Raw genomic sequence first — 17,302 nt, 5'->3', positions numbered from 1 at the left:
GCGCCCGCCACGCCCCCCGACGTTACTCCCGACCTTGCGCCGGGCGGCGGGCCGGGGCGGGCATGCTGAGCGGACATCGTGCAATGTCACTCAGTGAAACGGAGACATCACATGACGTACATCGGCCGACGGGCACTGCTGGCCGGAGCCGCGGGGGTGATCGCGGCCGCCACGTCCGGGCCGGCCGCCGCGGCGGCGCGGCGGACCTCTTCCGGGCTTTCCCCACGGGCAGCCGCCCCCGACTTCAGGGGGATGTGGATCGCCTCCGTGTCCAACGTGGACTGGCCCTCCCGGAGCGGGCTCTCCGCCGGGCGGCAGCGCACGGAACTGCTCCGACTCCTCGACACCGCGGTCGCGCGACGGCTCAATGCCGTGATCCTCCAGGTCCGGCCGGCGGCGGACGCGCTCTGGCCCTCGAAGCTGGAGCCCTGGTCGCAGTGGCTGACCGGGGAGCAGGGGGTCGATCCCGGCTGGGACCCCCTGGGGACGGCCGTCGCCGAGGCGCACGCCCGCGGGCTGGAGCTGCACGCCTGGTTCAACCCGTACCGGGTGGCCAACCACACCGACCCCGACCGGCTGGCGCCCGCCCACCCGGCCCGGCGCAATCCGGGCTGGACCGTGGAGTACGGCGGCAAGCTCTACTACAACCCCGGGCTGCCCGAGGTGCGGCGCTTCGTCCAGGACGCCATGTTCGACGCCATCACCCGCTACCCCGTGGACGCGGTGCACTGGGACGACTACTTCTACCCCTACCCGGCCGACGGCGAGTACTTCGACGACGACGAGGCGTACGAGGAGCACGGGGGCGCCTTCGCCTCCCGCGCCGCCTGGCGCCGCCACAACACCGACACCCTGGTCCAGGAGATGTCCGCGCGGCTGCGGGCGCTGCGCCCGGCGGTCCGGTTCGGCATCAGCCCCTTCGCGGTCTGGCGCAACTCCGACCGCGACCCGCTCGGCTCCCCGACGCGGGCCGGCCTGGGAACGTACGACGACCTGTACGCGGACACCCGCAAGTGGGTCCGAGAGGGCTGGATCGACTACATCGTGCCGCAGGCGTACTGGCACATCGGCCACCCGGCCGCCGACTACGCCGACATCGTCCCCTGGTGGGCGCGGACCGTCGCGGGCACGGGCGTGGACCTCTACGTGGGGGAGGCGCTGTACCGCTGCGACGCGGACAGCACCACCGCGGCCTGGCGCGACCCGGGGGAGCTGTCGAAGCACGTGCGGCTCGCCGCCGGACACCCGGAAGTCCGCGGCCACGCCTACTTCTCGGCGAAGCAGGTGGCCGCGGACCCCAATGGAGCGATGGCCCGGGTGGTCGCCGACCACTACGGTTCGGCGGCGCCCCCGCGCTGATTCAGTGTTCGGGTTCTACGGGGTGACGGACCACGCAGTCGGGCCCGGGGGCCATCAGGGCCTCGTGCCCGTCCTGGAAGCGGACCCGGTACGGGGGGGTTCCGTTCTCGCCCAGCACCTGGGTGATCTCGCCCACCTTGTCGTGCTGTCCGACGATCCTGCCGTGCTGCACCAGCTGGTCGCCCTCGGTCGCGCGCATAACTGACCTCCTCGGTGGCGGTCCGATCCGGTGCTAGCAGTTTAGGTCGTTCCGGGGCTATTTGACCCGTTGAGTCACCGCGATGCAGACGAGGACCGCGCAGGCGGCGGCCGGCGCGGCGGGGGTGAGGTGCTCGCCCAGCAGTGCCACCGACCAGACCAGGGTCAGCAGCGGCTGGGCGAGCTGGAGCTGGCTCGCCCGCGGCGCGCCGATCTCGGCCATGCCCCGGTACCAGACGTACAGCCCCAGGAAGGTGGAGCCGGCCGCCGCCCAGACCAGGCCGGCCAGCCCGTGCCCGCTGAGGTGCACCGGCTCGTACGCGAGCCCGAGGGCGGAGCCGGCCAGGGTGAGCGGCAGGCACAGGACCAGCGCCCAGCCGATCACCTGCCAGCCGGGCAGGGTCCGCGCGAGGCGCCCGCCCTCCGTGTACCCGGCGGCGCAGACCAGCAGGGCGGCGAAGAGGTAGGCGTCGCCGGCCGAGAAGGAGCCGCCGCTCTGCGCCAGCGTGAAGCCCAGAACGACCGTGGCCCCGGCGACGGCCGCCACCCAGAAGGCGCGCGAGGGGCGGGCGCCGGTCCGCAGCGCGGACAGCGCTGCCGTGGTGAGCGGCAGCAGGCCGACCACGACGGCGGCGTGCGAGGTGGTGGACGTCGTCAGCGCGAGGGTGGTGAGCAGGGGGAAGCCGACGACCACCCCGGCGGCGACCACGGCGAGACCGGCCCGGTGCTCGCGGGCGGGCAGCGGGACCCGGCGGGCCAGCAGGAAGCCCCCGGCGATGGCGGCGGCGAGCACGCTGCGCAGGGCGACGAGGGACCACGGCCCGAAGCTCTCCAGACCCCAGGCGGTGGCGGGGAAGGTCAGGGAGAAGGCGAGGACGCCGAGCGAGGCGAGGGCGGTACCCCGGCCCACCGGACTCTTGACCGCTATCGACTTCGGGAGAGTAGCGCTATTCTGGGCTGTCATGTATGAGCGTAGCAGTGTGGCGGAACTGGCCGAATCCCTGCGGTCCGAACTGAATCGCTACTCGGTGGGTGGAAAGCTCCCGTCGAGTCGAGCCCTGGTCGAGCGCTTCCGGGTCAGCCCCGTCACCGTCTCCCGGGCCCTGGCGCAGCTCGCCGCCGAGGGCCTCGTCGTCACCCGGCCCGGCGCCGGGGTCTTCCGCGCCTCCCCGCGCACGGAGCCCGCCGCGCCCGGGGACACCTCCTGGCAGGAGGTCGCCCTCAGCGCGGAGGCCCCCGGCGAGATCGTGCCGCGCTCGGTGGACGCCTCCGGGGTGCTGGCCTGTCTGGCCGCACCGCCGCCCGGGGTGATCGGACTCAACAGCGGTTACCTGCACGCCTCCATTCAGCCCGAGCGGGCCATGGCCGCCGCGCTCGCACGGGCCGGGCGGCGCCCCGGGGCCTGGGACCGGCCGCCCATGGAGGGGCTGCCCGAGCTCCGCGACTGGTTCGCCCGCGAGATCGGCGGGGCCGTCGCGGCCGCCGACGTACTGGTCACGGCGGGCGGACAGAGCGCGCTGACCACCGCCCTGCGGGCGCTGGCCCCGCCCGGGGCGCCGATCCTGGTGGAGTCCCCGACCTACCCCGGGCTGCTGGCCATCGCCCGAGCCTCCGGATGCCGGCCCGTGCCCGTCCCGGTGGACGCCGAGGGGGTGCGGCCGGAGCTGCTGGCCGCCGCCTTCGAAGCCACCGGGGCGCGGGTGTTCGTGTGCCAGCCGCTGTTCCAGAACCCGACGGGGGCGGTACTGGCTCCCGCGCGGCGGGTCGAGGTGCTGAGGATCGCGCGGGCCGCCGGGGCCTTCGTGGTGGAGGACGACTACGCCCGCGCCCTGGGCCACGACGACGCCGGTCCGCTGCCCGCGACGCTGGCCGCCGAGGACCACGACGGGGTGGTCGTGCACGTCCGGTCCCTGACCAAGGCCACCTCGCCCAGCCTGCGGGTGGGTGCGCTCGCCGCCCGGGGCCCGGTGGTGGACCGGCTGCGCGCCATCCAGGTCGTGGACAGCTTCTTCGTTCCCCGGCCGCTCCAGGAGGCCGCCCTCGAACTGGTCGGTGCGCCCGCCTGGCCGCGCCACCTGCGCACCGTGGCCGCCGAGCTGCGGCACCGGCGGGACGTGCTCGCGGGGGCCCTGCGGCGCGAGCTGCCCGGACTGACGCTGCCGCACCTGCCCTCGGGCGGGTACCAGTTGTGGGTCAGGATGGCCGACGGCGGCGACGACGCGGCCTTCGCGGCGGCGGCCCTGCGCGCCGGGGTGGCGGTGGCCCCCGGCCGCCCGTACTTCTGCGCCGAACCGCCCGGCCCGTACGTCCGGCTGAGCTTCGCCGGAGTGTCGGGACCGGGGGAACTGCTGGAGGCGGTCCAGCGGCTGCGGTCGGGCATGGGCGGCCGGCCCCCTGCGGCCCCGCCGACGGCCTCGTTCCGGAAAGCTTGACCCCCGGGCCGTTCGCGGCTCACCATCACCGCATGCATGTTCGGGTTTCGCTGGTTGCCGCAGCCCGTAGTTCCTCGCTGCTCGCCGAGCGCTTCGACGACGACCGGCCGCTGGACGGAGCGGGCTGGCGGTCGGTGGAGTGCGCCGCCCGGGACCTCGTGCCCCTGGGCTCGGCCGAGCTGCGCTACTGCTCTCCGACTCCGCGCAGCCGGGCCACGGGCGAGGTCCTCGGGTACGCGCCCCTCGCGCAGCCCGCGCTGCGCGAGTGCGACATGGGCCGCTGGCGGGGGCTGACCCTGGCCGAGGTGACCGCCCGCGAGCCCGGGGCGGTGGACCTGTGGCTCGCCGATCCGCGGGCCGCCCCGCACGGAGGGGAGTCCCTGCTCGCCTTCATCTCCCGGATCGGCGGCTGGCTCGACACCCGTCCCGCCGACGACGGCGGCGAGATCGTGGCGGTGGCCGAGCCCTCGGTGGTCCGGGCGGCCCTCGTCTACGCGCTGCAGGCGCCCCCGCTGACCTACTGGCACGTGGACGTCCGGCCGCTGTCCACGCTCACGCTGACGGGCTGGTCGGGGCGGTGGTACCTCTCCCTGCAGGCGCCGGCGTAAACACCTTCGAGACCGCCCGGGACAGTCGTTACTGTGCGGGCATGACCGCGCTCCTCATCACCACGCTCGCCGAGCGGCCCGAACTGGCGGACCGGCTCTGGGACATGAACGACCCGTGGCCGCCGTTCGCCGCCCACGACGCGCTCGCCTGGCTGCTGTACCCGCGGATGACGGCCGAGCTGGCGGACTACGTCATGGTCGCCACGGACGGGGACGCGGTGGTCGCCAGGGGCTTCAGTGTGCCCTTCGCGCTGCACGCCGGCGGCCGTGACGGGGTGCTGCCCGCGCAGGGCTGGGACCGGGTCCTCATGTGGGCCTTCTCCGACCTGCGCCGCGGGGTGCGGCCCGACACGGTGAGCGCGATCGAGATCACCGTGGCCGCCGACCGGCAGGGCGAGGGGCTCTCCGGGCTGATGCTGGCCGCGATGCGGGACAACGCCCGGGCCCGTGGCTTCGCCGAGGTGGTGGCCCCGGTCCGGCCCAGCGGAAAGCCGGCCGAGCCGGACACCTCGATCCACGAGTACGCGTACCGGACCCGCGAGGACGGCCTCCCGTACGACCCGTGGCTGCGCGTCCACGTCCGCGCGGGCGGGGTCGTCCACTCGGTGGCGCCGCTGTCGATGACGATCACCGGCTCGCTCGCCCAGTGGCGCGAGTGGACCGGACTGCCCTTCGACGCCGCCGGCCCCGTGCGCGTACCGGGCGCCCTGACACCGGTGCGCTGCGAACCGGAGCAGGGTTACGCGGTCTACGTGGAGCCGAACGTATGGGTCAGGCACCGTCTCGTCGACGGGACGCCCTCGCCGACGGCCGACGCGACCGGCTGACGCGACCGGCGGAATCGCCGCCGGAGCGGGGCCTTTCCTGCTAGACATCTTCCCTGGGGCGCCGCAGGCGCCGGATCCTCCCGCGCATCCCTCCCGCCGAGATGCAGAACATTGCATAAACGTGCGGACGTACGTATAGTCATGCCATCGATGAGGAGGGTCCGATGGTGGTACGTGTAGCGGTGGCCGGAGCGAGCGGGTACGCGGGCGGAGAAGTCCTGCGCCTCCTGCTCTCGCACCCCGAAGTGGAGATCGGCGCGCTGACCGCCAACTCCAACGCCGGACAGCTCCTCGGCTCCCTGCAGCCGCACCTCGTGCCGCTCGCCGGGCGCATCCTGGAGGCGACCACCCCGCAGGCCCTCGCCGGCCAGGGCCGTCGGCATGACGTGGTCTTCCTCGCACTCCCGCACGGCCAGTCCGCCGCCGTCGCCGCCGAGCTCGGCGAGGACGTCCTCGTCGTCGACATGGGCGCCGACCACCGGCTCAAGGACTCCGCCGACTGGGACGCCTTCTACGGCGCCCCGCACGCCGGGGCCTGGCCCTACGGGCTCCCCGAGCTGCCGGGCGGCCGCGCCGCGCTGGAGGGCGCCAAGCGCATCGCCGTCCCCGGCTGCTTCCCCACCGCCGTCTCCCTCGCGCTCTTCCCCGCCTACCAGGCGAAGCTAGCCGAGCCCGAGGCCGTGGTCGTCGCCGCCACCGGAACCTCCGGCGCGGGCAAGGCCCTCAAGCCGCACCTGCTCGGGGCCGAGGTGATGGGATCGGTGACCCCGTACGGCGTCGGCGGCGGCCACCGGCACACGCCCGAGATGGTGCAGAACCTGAGCCCGCTCGCCGGGCAGCGCGTCTCCGTCTCCTTCACGCCGACCCTCGTGCCCATGGCGCGCGGCATCCTCGCCACCTGCTCGGCCAAGGCCCTCCCCGGCACCACCGCCGAATCGCTCCGCGCCGCCTACGAGAAGGCCTACGCCGACGAGCCCTTCGTCCACCTGCTGCCCGAGGGCCGGATGCCGTCCACCAAGTCCGTCCACGGTTCCAACGCCGTCCACGTCCAGGTCGCCTACGACGCGTCCGCCCAGCGGATCATCGCCGTCAGCGCCATCGACAACCTGACCAAGGGCACCGCCGGCGGCGCGGTGCAGAGCATGAACATCGCCCTCGGGCTCCCCGAGCAGCTCGGGCTTTCCACGATTGGAGTCGCGCCGTGAGCGTTACGGCTGCACAGGGATTCACGGCAGCGGGCATCGCCGCCGGGATCAAGGCCAACGGCAACCCGGACCTGGCCCTCGTGGTCAACAACGGGCCGCGTCTGGCCGCCGCGGGCGTCTTCACCTCCAACCGCGTCAAGGCCGCCCCCGTCCACTGGTCCGAGCAGGTCCTGCGGGGCGCCGCAGTCGGCGCGGTCGTCCTCAACTCCGGCGGCGCCAACGCCTGCACCGGCCCCAAGGGCTTCCAGGACACCCACGCCACCGCCGAGAAGGTGGCCGACGTCCTGAACGGCCTCGGTTCCGGCGCGGAGTTCAACGCCGGGGAGGTCGCCGTCGCGTCCACCGGCCTGATCGGCGTCCTGCTCCCCATGGACAAGCTGCTCCCCGGCATCGAGACCGCGGCCGCCGCCCTGTCCGAGGACGGCGGCGAGGCCGCCGCCATCGCGATCAAGACCACCGACACCGTCCACAAGACGGCCACCGTCTCCCAGGGAGGCTGGACCGTCGGCGGCATGGCCAAGGGCGCGGGCATGCTCGCCCCGGGACTGGCCACCATGCTCGTCGTCCTCACCACCGACGCCGACCTGGACAGCGCCACCCTCGACAAGGCGCTGCGCGCCGCGACCCGCACCACCTTCGACCGGGTCGACTCCGACGGGTGCATGTCCACCAACGACACGGTGCTGCTGCTCGCCTCCGGCGCGTCCGGGCAGGTGCCGGTGTACGAGGAGTTCGCGGAGGCCGTGCGCACGGTCTGCGACGACCTGGCCCGCCAGCTGATCGGCGACGCCGAGGGCGCCAGCAAGGACATCCGCATCGAGGTCATCGGCGCGGCCAGCGAGGACGACGCGGTCGAGGTCGGCCGGTCCATCGCCCGGAACAACCTGCTCAAGTGCGCCATCCACGGCGAGGACCCGAACTGGGGCCGGGTGCTCTCCGCGATCGGCACCACCAAAGCCGCCTTCGACCCGGACCGCCTGGGCGTCGCCATCAACGGCGTGTGGGTCTGCAAGAACGGCTCGGTCGGCGAGGACCGCGACCTGGTGTCGATGAAGGACCGCGAGGTCCGCATCACCGCCGATCTGTCCGCCGGCAGCGAGTCGGCCGTCATCTGGGCCAACGACCTGACCGCCGACTACGTCCACGAGAACAGCGCCTATTCCTCATGAGCGACGAGAAGGCCGGCCAGCCCGGCACCTCCGGCGGCACCGCCCGCAAGCACACCGCCCTGCCCAAGGCGCAGATCCTCATCGAGGCCCTGCCCTGGCTCACCCGCCACAACGGCAAGATCGTCGTCATCAAGTTCGGCGGCAACGCCATGATCGACGAGGACCTCAAGGCCGCCTTCGCCCAGGACGTGGTCTTCCTGCGCCAGGCCGGCCTCAAGCCGGTCGTCGTGCACGGCGGCGGCCCCCAGATCAACGCCCAGCTCGACAAGCAGGGCCTGGTCAGCGAGTTCAAGGCCGGCCTGCGCGTCACGACCCCGGAGGCCATGGACGTCGTACGCATGGTCCTGGCGGGCCAGGTCCAGCGCGAGCTGGTCGGACTGCTCAACCAGCACGGGCCGCTCGCCGTCGGCATGACCGGCGAGGACGCCCACACCATCACCGCGACCAAGCACACCCCGCAGGTCGGCGGCGAGGCCGTCGACATCGGGCGGGTCGGCGAGATCACCGCCATCGACACCGGCGCGATCGAGGCGCTGCTGTCGGACGGCCGGATCCCGGTCATCTCCTCCATCGCGCGCAGCGCCGACGACCACCACGTCTACAACGTCAACGCCGACACGGCGGCCGCGGCGCTCGCCGCCTCGCTGGGCGCCGAGACGCTGATGGTCCTCACCGACGTCGAGGGGCTCTACGCGGACTGGCCGCACAGCGACGAGGTCATCAGCAAGCTCACCGTCAGCGAGCTGGAGAAGCTGCTGCCCGAGCTGTCCAGCGGCATGGTGCCCAAGATGGAGGGGTGCCTGCACGCCGTCCGCAACGGCGTGAACACCGCCCGCGTGCTCGACGGGCGGGTCCAGCACTCGATCCTGCTGGAGATCTTCACGGACTCGGGCATCGGCACGATGGTCGTGCCCGACCCACAGCCCGGACAACAGCCAGGGGGAGCGCAATGACGAAGGGCACCGGCAACCAGGAATACGGCGCGCGCTGGCGGGGTGCGCTGACCAACAACTACGGAACCCCCGCGGTCGCCCTCGTGCGCGGCGAGGGTGCCCAGGTGTGGGACGCCGACGGCAAGCAGTACACCGACTTCGTCGGCGGCATCGCGGTCAACGCGCTGGGCCACGCCCACCCGGCGATCGTGGCGGCCGTGACCGAGCAGATCTCCACCCTCGGCCACGTCTCCAACCTCTTCATCTCGGAGCCGGTCGTCGCGCTCGGCGAGCGGCTGCTGCAGCTCTTCGGCCGCCCCGGCAAGGTCTTCTTCTGCAACTCCGGGGCCGAGTCGATCGAAGCCGCCTTCAAGATCGGCCGGCTGACCGGGCGGACCCACATGGTCGCCACCGACGGCGGCTTCCACGGCCGGACCATGGGCGCCCTCGCGCTCACTGGCCAGCCGAAGAAGCAGGAGCCCTTCCGGCCGCTGCCGGGCGATGTCACGCACGTCCCCTTCGGTGATGTGGAGGCCCTGCGGGCCGCCGTCACCGAGGAGACCGGGCTCGTCGTCATCGAGCCCATCCAGGGCGAGAACGGCGTGGTCGTGCCCCCGGCCGGGTACTTGACGGCCGCCCGCGAGATCACCCGCGCCACCGGCACCCTGCTCGTCCTCGACGAGGTCCAGACCGGCATCGGCCGGTGCGGCCAGTGGTTCGAGCACCAGGCCCACGAGGACGTCGAGCCCGACATCGTCACCCTCGCCAAGGGGCTGGGCGGCGGTCTGCCGATCGGCGCGGTGGCCCTCTTCGGGGCCGCGGCCGACCTGTTCCAGCCTGGCCAGCACGGCACCACCTTCGGCGGGAACCCGGTCGCCTGCGCCGCCGGCCTCGCCGTGATCGACACCATCGACTCCGAGGGCCTGCTCGACCAGGTCAAGGCCCGGAGCGAGCGGCTGCGCGCCGGGATCGAGGCCTCGGGGCACGCACTGGTCTCCCACGTCCGGGGCGCCGGCCTGCTGCTGGGTATCGTGCTGACCGAGCCGCTCGCACCCCAGGTGCAGCAGGCGGCTCAGGATGCCGGCTTCCTGGTCAACGCGCCCGCCCCCGACGTCGTACGGCTCATGCCCCCGTACGTACTCACCGAGGCCGAGGCGGACGCGTTCCTGCGGGCCCTGCCCGGCATCCTCGACGCAGCCAACGGGGACGGATCCGGAGAATGAGACGACGATGAGCCAGCCGCAGGACAACGACCAAGGCGGACAGGCCGTCCCGCAGACCCGCACCGCGCGCCACCGCCGGATCGTGGACATCCTCAACCGGCAGCCGGTCCGCTCCCAGAGCCAGCTGGCCAAGCTGCTCGCCGACGACGGGCTGAGCGTCACCCAGGCGACGCTCTCCCGCGACCTCGACGAGCTGGGCGCGGTGAAGATCCGCAACACCGGTGGCGAGCTGATCTACGCGGTGCCCAGCGAGGGCGGGTTCCGCACCCCGCAGGCCCCGCTCGGCGAGTCCGCGAAGGAGGAGCGCATGCGGCGCCTCTCCGGGGAGCTGCTGATCTCGGCGGAGGCCTCCGCGAACCTCGTGGTCCTGCGCACCCCGCCGGGTGCGGCGCAGTTCCTCGCCTCGGCGATCGACCAGGCCGAGCTCCGCGCGATCCTCGGCACGATCGCGGGCGACGACACCCTGATGCTGATCAGCCGCGACCCGGCGGGCGGCCAGGCCCTCGCCGATCACCTCCTGCGGCTGGCGCAGAAGGAGAGCTGAGCGGGGCGGTCCGGGGCGCCGGAAATCCGGTGCCGGACCCGGCGCCGCCGACATAGCCTCGGGGCGTGCTTCAACTCGTCCTCGCCACATCGGTGTCCGTCGTGACCGCCGCCGTGTACGGGCCGATCGGGTTGCGGTGGCGGGGCCGGGCCCGGATCCGCGGCGAGATCCTCCGGCTCGTCGCAGCCGTCGACTTCGAGCCGTACCACGCCGCCCTGCTGCGGAACGGGGCGACCCAGGCGGCGGCCGCCGAACTCGTCCTCGGCGGGCGCCTGCGGATCGACGGGGAAGGAGCGGCGTTCCTGACCGAGGAGGGCCGCGACCCCGCCCGCCCACCCGCTGCCCGCCGCCCTGTGGGAAGCCGTACGCCGCCACGATCCCGAGCCCGTGTCGATCGGCTGGATCGACCGGTACGACGAGGAAGACGACGGGGACGACGAGTGGCTGGACGACAAGGTCTGGTGGGAGGACGCGTACGAGTACCGGGCCGCCGACGAGGACGAGGCCACGGGACCTAGTAGCGGGTGACGGCGAGCGGCCCCTCCTCCGTGCCGATCGCGATGTGCGGGCGCCGGCGCGGGTCCGCCCAGCGCAGGATCGCCCGCATGGCCCGCTCGGGCACGGACACGCAACCGGCCGTCGCACCCTTGCCGTTGACGTGCAGGAAGATCCCGGCGCCCCGGCCGCGTACGGGCCGCTCGTAGTTGAAGGCGATGAGCAGCGCGTGCGCGTACTGCTTCTCGTACGTCACCAGGTGCTCGGCCTCGCCCGGCGCGCAGTCCGCGGGCAGCGGATCCACCCAGCGGTTGTAGTGCGCGGACGCGTTGTCCTGGCACCACCAGGAGTCGCCCCGCACCCGCCGGTAGCGGTACTCCGTGCCGGCCGGCGCCCGCCGGATCCCGAAGGCGTACGGGAGTCCGTACAGGCCCGTCGGCGTGGTGCTGGTGCCCTGCGTACGGGTCGTGCCCTCGGTGAGGCCGTTCGCCCCGAAGCGGGCGGGCGCGCTCCCGGCCTCGTGCCAGCCCCCGGACCACCGGTCCCACCAGGTCAACCGGCCGGTGGTGGATCCGGGCGCCGGCGCGACGGCGATGATCAGCTGACTGCCGCCGCCGGTGTCGGCGAGCCGGGACGGCAGGGGCGCGGGGGTCTGCGGGAGAAGGCTGGTGACGACGGTTACGCCGATGACGAGAGCGGTACGCAGCACATGTCAGACGGTACGGGGCGGAAGGGGCAGAGGCAGCGCAGGCAGGCCGTCGACGCTCGTTCCGATGAACTCCTTCTTCTCGCAGTACGCGGCGAACTCCTCGTCCGTCTTGCGGCCGAAGTACTCCGCATGGAGGGTGCGCTCGCCCTGGTACTCCATCAGGGGGACGGCGTACCCGCAGACATCGGCGATCCGGCACGCGCGGACGAGGATGATCGCCCGCGCCGCGGGTCCGTCGGCCTCGCCGAACAGGGCGATCAGCTCGGCCCAGCGCGGGTCGTCGCGGAAGACCGCCTCGCCCTCGCCGTGGATGCGCACGATGTTCGGCGGGCCGCTGAACGCGCACCACATGAGGGTGATCCGGCCGTTCTCGCGGACGTGCGCGATGGTCTCGGCGCCACTGCCGCCGAAGTCCAGGTAGGCGAGCGTCTGTTCGTCGATGACCACGAGGGTCCCGGCGCGACCCTTGGGGGACAGGTTGACGTGACCGTCACCCGCCAGGGGGGCGGTCGCGGTGAAGAAGACCGGCTGCTCTTCGATGAACTCGCGCAGGCGGGCGTCTATTCGGTCGTGCAGTTTTCCCATGGTGATCAGTATCCCTCCGTCGTGGTCGCACGGGGGAGCCCGAGCTGTGAGCGCATCCGCTGCAGGACGTGGTCGCTGAACACTCCGGTGCAGCGGTCCAGCAGGGCGCCGACCTCCGGATCCCGGATCGGAAGGGCGGGCGGCCGGTAGGGGGACCACAGGCTCCCGAGGCGTTGCCCGGCGAGCCGCCGCAACCCCGCGTCCTCGTCGGACAGAAGATCCACGGAGGCCCGCAGCCCGTTTATACCGCCCCGCGCGAACAGCAGTCGGTAGGCGGCCCGGCGGGTGTGCAGCGGCTGCTCGGGCGCGACGCGGGCCAGCAGCCAGTCGGCGGGCAGCTGCCCGGCCGAGGGGCCGAGACTGCGGGCGGCCTCGCGGGCCACCGCCGGCGACGGGTCGTCCAGCAGGGGCAGCAGCAGTTCGTCGTCCGCGGTGTCCAGCAGGCGCAGCCCGGCGACGGCGGCGGCCCGCACCGGACCGGCGGGGTGCTCCAGCAGGGTGCGCAGCAGCGGCGCGTCCTCGCGCCTGGCGCACTCGGCGAAGCCGGTCACGGCGTAGGGGGTCACGCGTACGGGGTCGGCCAGCCGTTCGCGGCAGGAGGGGTACGGGTCGCCGCCGTCCTGGCGGACCAGCCAGCGGGCGCAGGCCCGGACGATCCCGGAGCGGTCGGCGAGGTGGTCGGCGGCCTCGGCGGCCCGCCCGGCCCGGCGCAGGGTGGTGATTCCGGCGGAGCGGACCATCGGGGTGCGCGCGCCGATCAGCGTGTCGATCGCCCCGTCGTCCGGCCCGTCGGCGGCCATGGCCGCCAGCGCGGCGTCCGTCCACAGCCGGGCCGCCGCGGGGTCGTGCTCGCCGGCGGCCAGCCGGGCCAGCTCCCGGAGGCCGAGCAGCCCGGCGTCGAGGGTCAGCCGCGCGGCGTACCGCCGGGTCGGCAGGTCGGCGCTGCCGCGCAGCTCGCCGAGGAACTCGGCGGTGTCGCCCAGGAGCAGGATGCCCCGCGACGACCGTAGATCCCACCAGGACGTGTCCGCGGCCACCGGCTCGCCGCGCAGCACGGCCCGGAACAACTCCATCGCCCACGCGCCCTGTTCGCGCCGGCCCAGCCGCAACACGATCGGGGTCAGCCGGCGCAGCGTGCCCGCGGGGTCGCCGGCCAGGGCTGCGACCAGCAGCCGCCGGGCCCGCTTCTGTACGGCCGGTACCCAGTCCGCGCACCGGATCGCGACGAGTTCGGGTACCGGCTCCGGCTCGCGCAGCGCCGCCTCGCGGACCCGGCCGTCGGGATGGCACAGCCGCACGGCCTGCGCCGCCCCGCTGCCGGGGGGCACGTACGACCAGCGGTGGATCCGGCGGACCTCGTGGTCGAAATCGATCCACTCGGCCGCCGCGCCCTCGGGGAGCGGGAACCCGGTCTCGTCCGGCGCCGTGCCCGTCAGCCGCTGCGCGCACGCGCGCCCGGCCCGTCTTTCGCCCTGCGATCCGGCGCTCATGTGTCCCCCTCGTGGTCGTTGCCGCTGATCGTAGGCAATCGCGCTGCCGACTCGCCTCCCATATATCCGCAGGTCAGGCTGGGCGTGTGGACGCCAGTCGCGGCACGCGCACGACTCGATTGACGAAACATACGGAGTAGTGCATAGTTATGCCTGTCGTTGAATGCACCGTAAGGAGAAACCCGTGACCGAGCGCGTCGTACTCGCCTACTCGGGCGGCCTGGACACCTCCGTCGCCATCGGCTGGATCGCCGAGGAGACGGGCGCCGAGGTCATCGCCGTTGCCGTGGACGTCGGCCAGGGCGGCGAGGACCTGGACGTCATCCGCAAGCGCGCGCTCGACTGCGGTGCGGTCGAGGCCGAGGTCGCCGACGCCTCCGACGAGTTCGCCAACGAGTACTGCCTCCCGGCGATCAAGGCGAACGCCCTCTACATGGACCGGTACCCGCTGGTCTCGGCGCTCTCCCGGCCGGCCATCGTCAAGCACCTGGTCGCCGCCGCCAAGAAGCACGGCGCCACGACCGTCGCCCACGGCTGCACCGGCAAGGGCAACGACCAGGTCCGCTTCGAGGCGGGCATCGTCGCCCTCGCCCCGGACCTCAAGTGCATCGCCCCCGTCCGCGACTACGCGATGACCCGTGACAAGGCGATCGCCTTCTGCGAGGAGAAGCAGCTCCCGATCGCGACCACCAAGAAGTCCCCGTACTCCATCGACCAGAACGTCTTCGGGCGCGCCGTCGAGACGGGCTTCCTGGAGGACATCTGGAACGCCCCGATCGAGGACATCTACGAGTACACCTCGAACCCGGCCCTGCCGCGCGAGGCCGACGAGGTCGTCATCTCCTTCAAGGAGGGCGTCCCGGTCGCCATCGACGGCAAGCCCGTCACCGTGCTCCAGGCGATCCAGCAGCTCAACGACCGCGCCGGCGCCCACGGCATCGGCCGGATCGACATCGTCGAGGACCGTCTCGTGGGCATCAAGTCCCGTGAGGTGTACGAGGCCCCGGGTGCGATCGCGCTGATCACCGCCCACCAGGAGCTGGAGAACGTCACCGTCGAGCGCGAGCTGGCCCGCTACAAGCGGCAGGTCGAGCAGCGCTGGGGCGAGATGGTCTACGACGGCCTGTGGTTCTCCCCGCTCAAGCGGGCGCTGGACGGCTTCATCAACGAGGCCAACCAGCACGTCACCGGTGACATCCGGATGACGCTGCACGGCGGCCGCGCCGTCGTCACCGGCCGGAGGTCGGACGAGTCGCTGTACGACTTCAACCTCGCGACCTACGACTCGGGCGACACCTTCGACCAGTCCAAGGCCCAGGGCTTCATCGAGATCTTCGGCCTCTCCTCGAAGATCGCGGCGCGGCGCGACCTCGCCTGACCGATCAGCAGTACGTGACCGCCTCCCCGTTTCCTCCGCGGCGGGGAGGCGGTTTCACATCCGAAAAGCATGCCGTACAGGCCATGCAGTCCTGAGGAGCAGTAGCTGTGAGCAGCAACAAGGGTGACGTCCGGCTCTGGGGCGGCCGGTTCGCCGACGGTCCCGCCGAGGCCCTCGCGAAGCTGTCCGCGTCGGTCCACTTCGACTGGCGCCTCGCGCCCTACGACATCGCCGGCTCGCGCGCCCACGCCCGCGTGCTCCACAAGGCGGGCCTGCTCACGGCCGAAGAGCTCGACCGCATGATCGCCGGACTGGACCAGCTGGAGGCCGACGTGGCCGACGGCTCCTTCACCGGCACCATCGCCGACGAGGACGTGCACACCGCACTGGAGCGCGGCCTGCTGGAGCGCCTCGGCGCCGACCTCGGCGGCAAGCTGCGCGCCGGCCGCTCCCGCAACGACCAGGTGGCCACCCTCTTCCGGATGTACCTGCGCGACCACGCCCGGACCATCGGCGGCCTGATCGCGGACCTCCAGGACGCGCTGGTCGGCCTCGCCGAGAGCCACGCGGACGTGGCGATGCCGGGCCGCACCCACCTCCAGCACGCGCAGCCGGTGCTGTTCGCCCACCACGTACTGGCCCACGTGCAGTCCCTGTCCCGGGACGCGGAGCGGCTGCGGCAGTGGGACACCCGGACCGCGGTCTCCCCCTACGGATCGGGCGCCCTCGCCGGCTCCTCGCTGGGCCTGGACCCGGAGGCGGTCGCCGCCGACCTGGGCTTCGAGCGGGGCTCGGTTGGCAACTCCATCGACGGCACGGCCTCGCGCGACTTCGTCGCCGAGTTCGCCTTCGTCACCGCGATGATCGGGATCAACCTGTCCCGGATCGCGGAGGAGATCATCATCTGGAACACGAAGGAGTTCTCCTTCGTGACGCTGCACGACGCCTTCTCCACCGGCTCGTCGATCATGCCGCAGAAGAAGAACCCGGACATCGCGGAGCTGGCGCGCGGCAAGTCGGGCCGCCTCATCGGCAACCTGACCGGTCTGCTCGCCACGCTCAAGGCGCTGCCCCTGGCCTACAACCGGGACCTTCAGGAGGACAAGGAGCCGGTCTTCGACTCCTGCGACACCCTCGAGGTCCTGCTGCCGGCCTTCACCGGCATGATGGCCACCCTCACGGTCAACCGGGAGCGGATGGAGGAGCTGGCGCCGGCGGGCTTCTCGCTCGCGACCGACATCGCGGAGTGGCTGGTCAAGCAGGGCGTGCCGTTCAGGGTGGCGCACGAGGTGGCCGGCGAGTGCGTGAAGGAGTGCGAGGCGCTCGGCATCGAGCTGGACGAGCTCACGGACGAGCAGTTCGCGAAGATCTCGGAGCACCTGACCCCCGAGGTCCGGACCGTCCTCAACGTCAAGGGCGCCCTCGCCTCCCGCAACGGCCGCGGCGGCACCGCCCCGTCGGCGGTCGCGGTCCAGCTGACCGAGCTGAAGGCGGACCTGGTCATCCAGCACGCCTGGGCCGTCCACAAGCAGTAGTCCCGAGCGTGGCCGGGGGCGGGGGAGCGGATGGGCTCCCCCGCCCCTTCGGCGTTACGGGCAGACGATGCCGAGGGAGAACGGCCGGTCGCTGTCGACGGCCGCGGTGCCGCCCGCGGACGGGGTCGCGGTGCGGATGAAGAGGGTGTTCCCGTTCACCTGGCCGACCAGGATGGACGAGCTGCCCGGTCCGGGGTCGTTCCCGCCGTTGCTGTTGATGGTGCCCAGGAGGGCGCATCCGTTGAGGCCGGACGACGTGGTGATGTTGTAGCGGCCGATGCCGAACTTGTTGATCCCGGTGATGCCCTGCCCGCCCAGGATCTGCCCGTTCGCGGAGACCTTGGCCCAGGCGGTGGTGGTGGCCGCCGCCCGGGCCGCCTGGTGCGGCTCGGCCGACGCCGAGGACACGGCGACCGCGCCGCCGACCGTCAGTGCCAACGCCGTGGCCCCGAGGGCCAGCTTCTTCGATGCGTTCATGGTTCTCTCCCTGCCGAAAAGATGGACTCAGTGCAGGTGAACCCGCCCCGGGTAAGGGCTCACGGGAGAGGAGCCTCCCGCTTCACGCACCGGCCGGGAAAGGTCTTGCGGGCACGGTCACTCCAAATGATCAGGG

General features: G+C 72.9%; 18 protein-coding genes. 12 read left to right on the top strand and 6 right to left on the bottom strand.

The genetic code is table 11. The features are described from left to right. The first annotated feature begins 111 nt into the window (after positions 1 to 111). Positions 112 to 1,359, top strand: coding sequence for a glycoside hydrolase family 10 protein (locus OG332_RS09145; RefSeq protein ID WP_327412979.1), 1,248 nt, complete (start codon positions 112 to 114; stop codon positions 1,357 to 1,359). Position 1,360: 1 nt separating this feature from the next. Here the strand turns inward: OG332_RS09145 and OG332_RS09140 are convergent, their stop codons facing one another. Next, complete coding sequence (locus OG332_RS09140) at positions 1,361 to 1,558, bottom strand: DUF1918 domain-containing protein (protein ID WP_327412978.1); 198 nt, start codon at positions 1,556 to 1,558, stop codon at positions 1,361 to 1,363. Between the two features lie 57 nt (positions 1,559 to 1,615). Then, entirely contained in the window at positions 1,616 to 2,521 is a 906-nt protein-coding gene (locus OG332_RS09135) for a DMT family transporter (protein WP_327412977.1), read from the bottom strand. Between OG332_RS09135 and OG332_RS09130 the strand changes: the two genes are divergently transcribed. The 9 genes from OG332_RS09130 (at position 2,520) to OG332_RS09090 (ending at position 11,025) form a co-directional block, all read left to right on the top strand. Beyond that, on the top strand, positions 2,520 to 3,989 hold the full coding sequence (locus OG332_RS09130; RefSeq protein ID WP_327412976.1) for an aminotransferase-like domain-containing protein: 1,470 nt from the start codon (positions 2,520 to 2,522) through the stop codon (positions 3,987 to 3,989). The genes OG332_RS09135 and OG332_RS09130 overlap by 2 nt on opposite strands. 32 nt (positions 3,990 to 4,021) lie before the next feature. Continuing rightward, complete coding sequence (locus tag OG332_RS09125) at positions 4,022 to 4,597, top strand: histidine phosphatase family protein (protein ID WP_327412975.1); 576 nt, start codon at positions 4,022 to 4,024, stop codon at positions 4,595 to 4,597. A gap of 41 nt (positions 4,598 to 4,638) precedes the next feature. Continuing rightward, positions 4,639 to 5,424, top strand: a complete 786-nt coding sequence (locus tag OG332_RS09120) for an N-acetyltransferase (RefSeq protein WP_327412974.1) — start codon at positions 4,639 to 4,641, stop codon at positions 5,422 to 5,424. A 164-nt stretch (positions 5,425 to 5,588) separates the two neighbouring features. Continuing rightward, on the top strand, positions 5,589 to 6,629 hold the full coding sequence (argC, locus tag OG332_RS09115) for an N-acetyl-gamma-glutamyl-phosphate reductase (protein WP_327412973.1): 1,041 nt from the start codon (positions 5,589 to 5,591) through the stop codon (positions 6,627 to 6,629). Further along, positions 6,626 to 7,798, top strand: a complete 1,173-nt coding sequence (gene argJ / locus OG332_RS09110; protein WP_327412972.1) for a bifunctional glutamate N-acetyltransferase/amino-acid acetyltransferase ArgJ — start codon at positions 6,626 to 6,628, stop codon at positions 7,796 to 7,798. Before argC ends, argJ begins: the two co-directional genes overlap by 4 nt. After that, the gene (argB, locus tag OG332_RS09105; RefSeq protein WP_327412971.1) at positions 7,795 to 8,751 is read left to right on the top strand and encodes an acetylglutamate kinase; all 957 of its coding nucleotides are present in this window, start codon (positions 7,795 to 7,797) and stop codon (positions 8,749 to 8,751) included. The genes argJ and argB overlap by 4 nt, the downstream gene beginning before the upstream one ends. Continuing rightward, positions 8,748 to 9,953: an acetylornithine transaminase gene (locus OG332_RS09100; protein ID WP_327412970.1), complete on the top strand. Its 1,206-nt coding sequence runs from the start codon at positions 8,748 to 8,750 to the stop codon at positions 9,951 to 9,953. The genes argB and OG332_RS09100 overlap by 4 nt, the downstream gene beginning before the upstream one ends. 7 nt (positions 9,954 to 9,960) lie before the next feature. Continuing rightward, positions 9,961 to 10,497: an arginine repressor gene (locus OG332_RS09095; protein ID WP_327412969.1), complete on the top strand. Its 537-nt coding sequence runs from the start codon at positions 9,961 to 9,963 to the stop codon at positions 10,495 to 10,497. 387 nt (positions 10,498 to 10,884) lie between these two features. Beyond that, positions 10,885 to 11,025 carry a hypothetical protein gene (locus OG332_RS09090; protein ID WP_327412968.1) on the top strand — a complete coding sequence of 47 codons (141 nt, stop codon included), beginning with the start codon at positions 10,885 to 10,887 and terminating at the stop codon, positions 11,023 to 11,025. Here OG332_RS09090 and OG332_RS09085 read toward each other — a convergent pair. Genes OG332_RS09085 through OG332_RS09075 form a run of 3 tightly spaced genes read right to left on the bottom strand, consistent with a single transcriptional unit; the run spans position 11,012 to position 13,776 of the window. Beyond that, positions 11,012 to 11,701: a L,D-transpeptidase family protein gene (locus OG332_RS09085; RefSeq protein ID WP_442816123.1), complete on the bottom strand. Its 690-nt coding sequence runs from the start codon at positions 11,699 to 11,701 to the stop codon at positions 11,012 to 11,014. The two genes, OG332_RS09090 and OG332_RS09085, sit on opposite strands and share 14 nt — an antisense overlap. 3 nt (positions 11,702 to 11,704) lie before the next feature. Continuing rightward, a complete protein-coding gene (locus OG332_RS09080) occupies positions 11,705 to 12,286 on the bottom strand; it encodes a pyridoxamine 5'-phosphate oxidase family protein (protein WP_327412967.1) in 582 nt (193 codons plus the stop codon). A gap of 5 nt (positions 12,287 to 12,291) precedes the next feature. After that, positions 12,292 to 13,776, bottom strand: coding sequence for a hypothetical protein (locus OG332_RS09075; RefSeq protein ID WP_327412966.1), 1,485 nt, complete (start codon positions 13,774 to 13,776; stop codon positions 12,292 to 12,294). 184 nt (positions 13,777 to 13,960) lie between these two features. Between OG332_RS09075 and OG332_RS09070 the strand changes: the two genes are divergently transcribed. Both OG332_RS09070 and argH read left to right on the top strand, forming a co-directional pair. Next, positions 13,961 to 15,154 (top strand): argininosuccinate synthase, encoded by a 1,194-nt coding sequence (locus OG332_RS09070; protein WP_327412965.1) that lies wholly within the window; start codon positions 13,961 to 13,963, stop codon positions 15,152 to 15,154. A gap of 107 nt (positions 15,155 to 15,261) precedes the next feature. Continuing rightward, positions 15,262 to 16,689 carry an argininosuccinate lyase gene (gene argH / locus OG332_RS09065; protein WP_327412964.1) on the top strand — a complete coding sequence of 476 codons (1,428 nt, stop codon included), beginning with the start codon at positions 15,262 to 15,264 and terminating at the stop codon, positions 16,687 to 16,689. A gap of 54 nt (positions 16,690 to 16,743) precedes the next feature. On the opposite strand, the gene OG332_RS09060 is transcribed toward argH, so the two are convergent. Next, positions 16,744 to 17,166 carry a hypothetical protein gene (locus OG332_RS09060; RefSeq protein ID WP_327412963.1) on the bottom strand — a complete coding sequence of 141 codons (423 nt, stop codon included), beginning with the start codon at positions 17,164 to 17,166 and terminating at the stop codon, positions 16,744 to 16,746. Positions 17,167 to 17,302: the final 136 nt, after the last annotated feature.

This window comes from Streptomyces sp. NBC_01233 (assembly GCF_035989305.1).
GTDB lineage: Bacteria > Actinomycetota > Actinomycetes > Streptomycetales > Streptomycetaceae > Streptomyces.
Note: the sequence above shows the minus strand (reverse complement) of the source record. Positions and strands in the feature narration are given on the sequence as shown.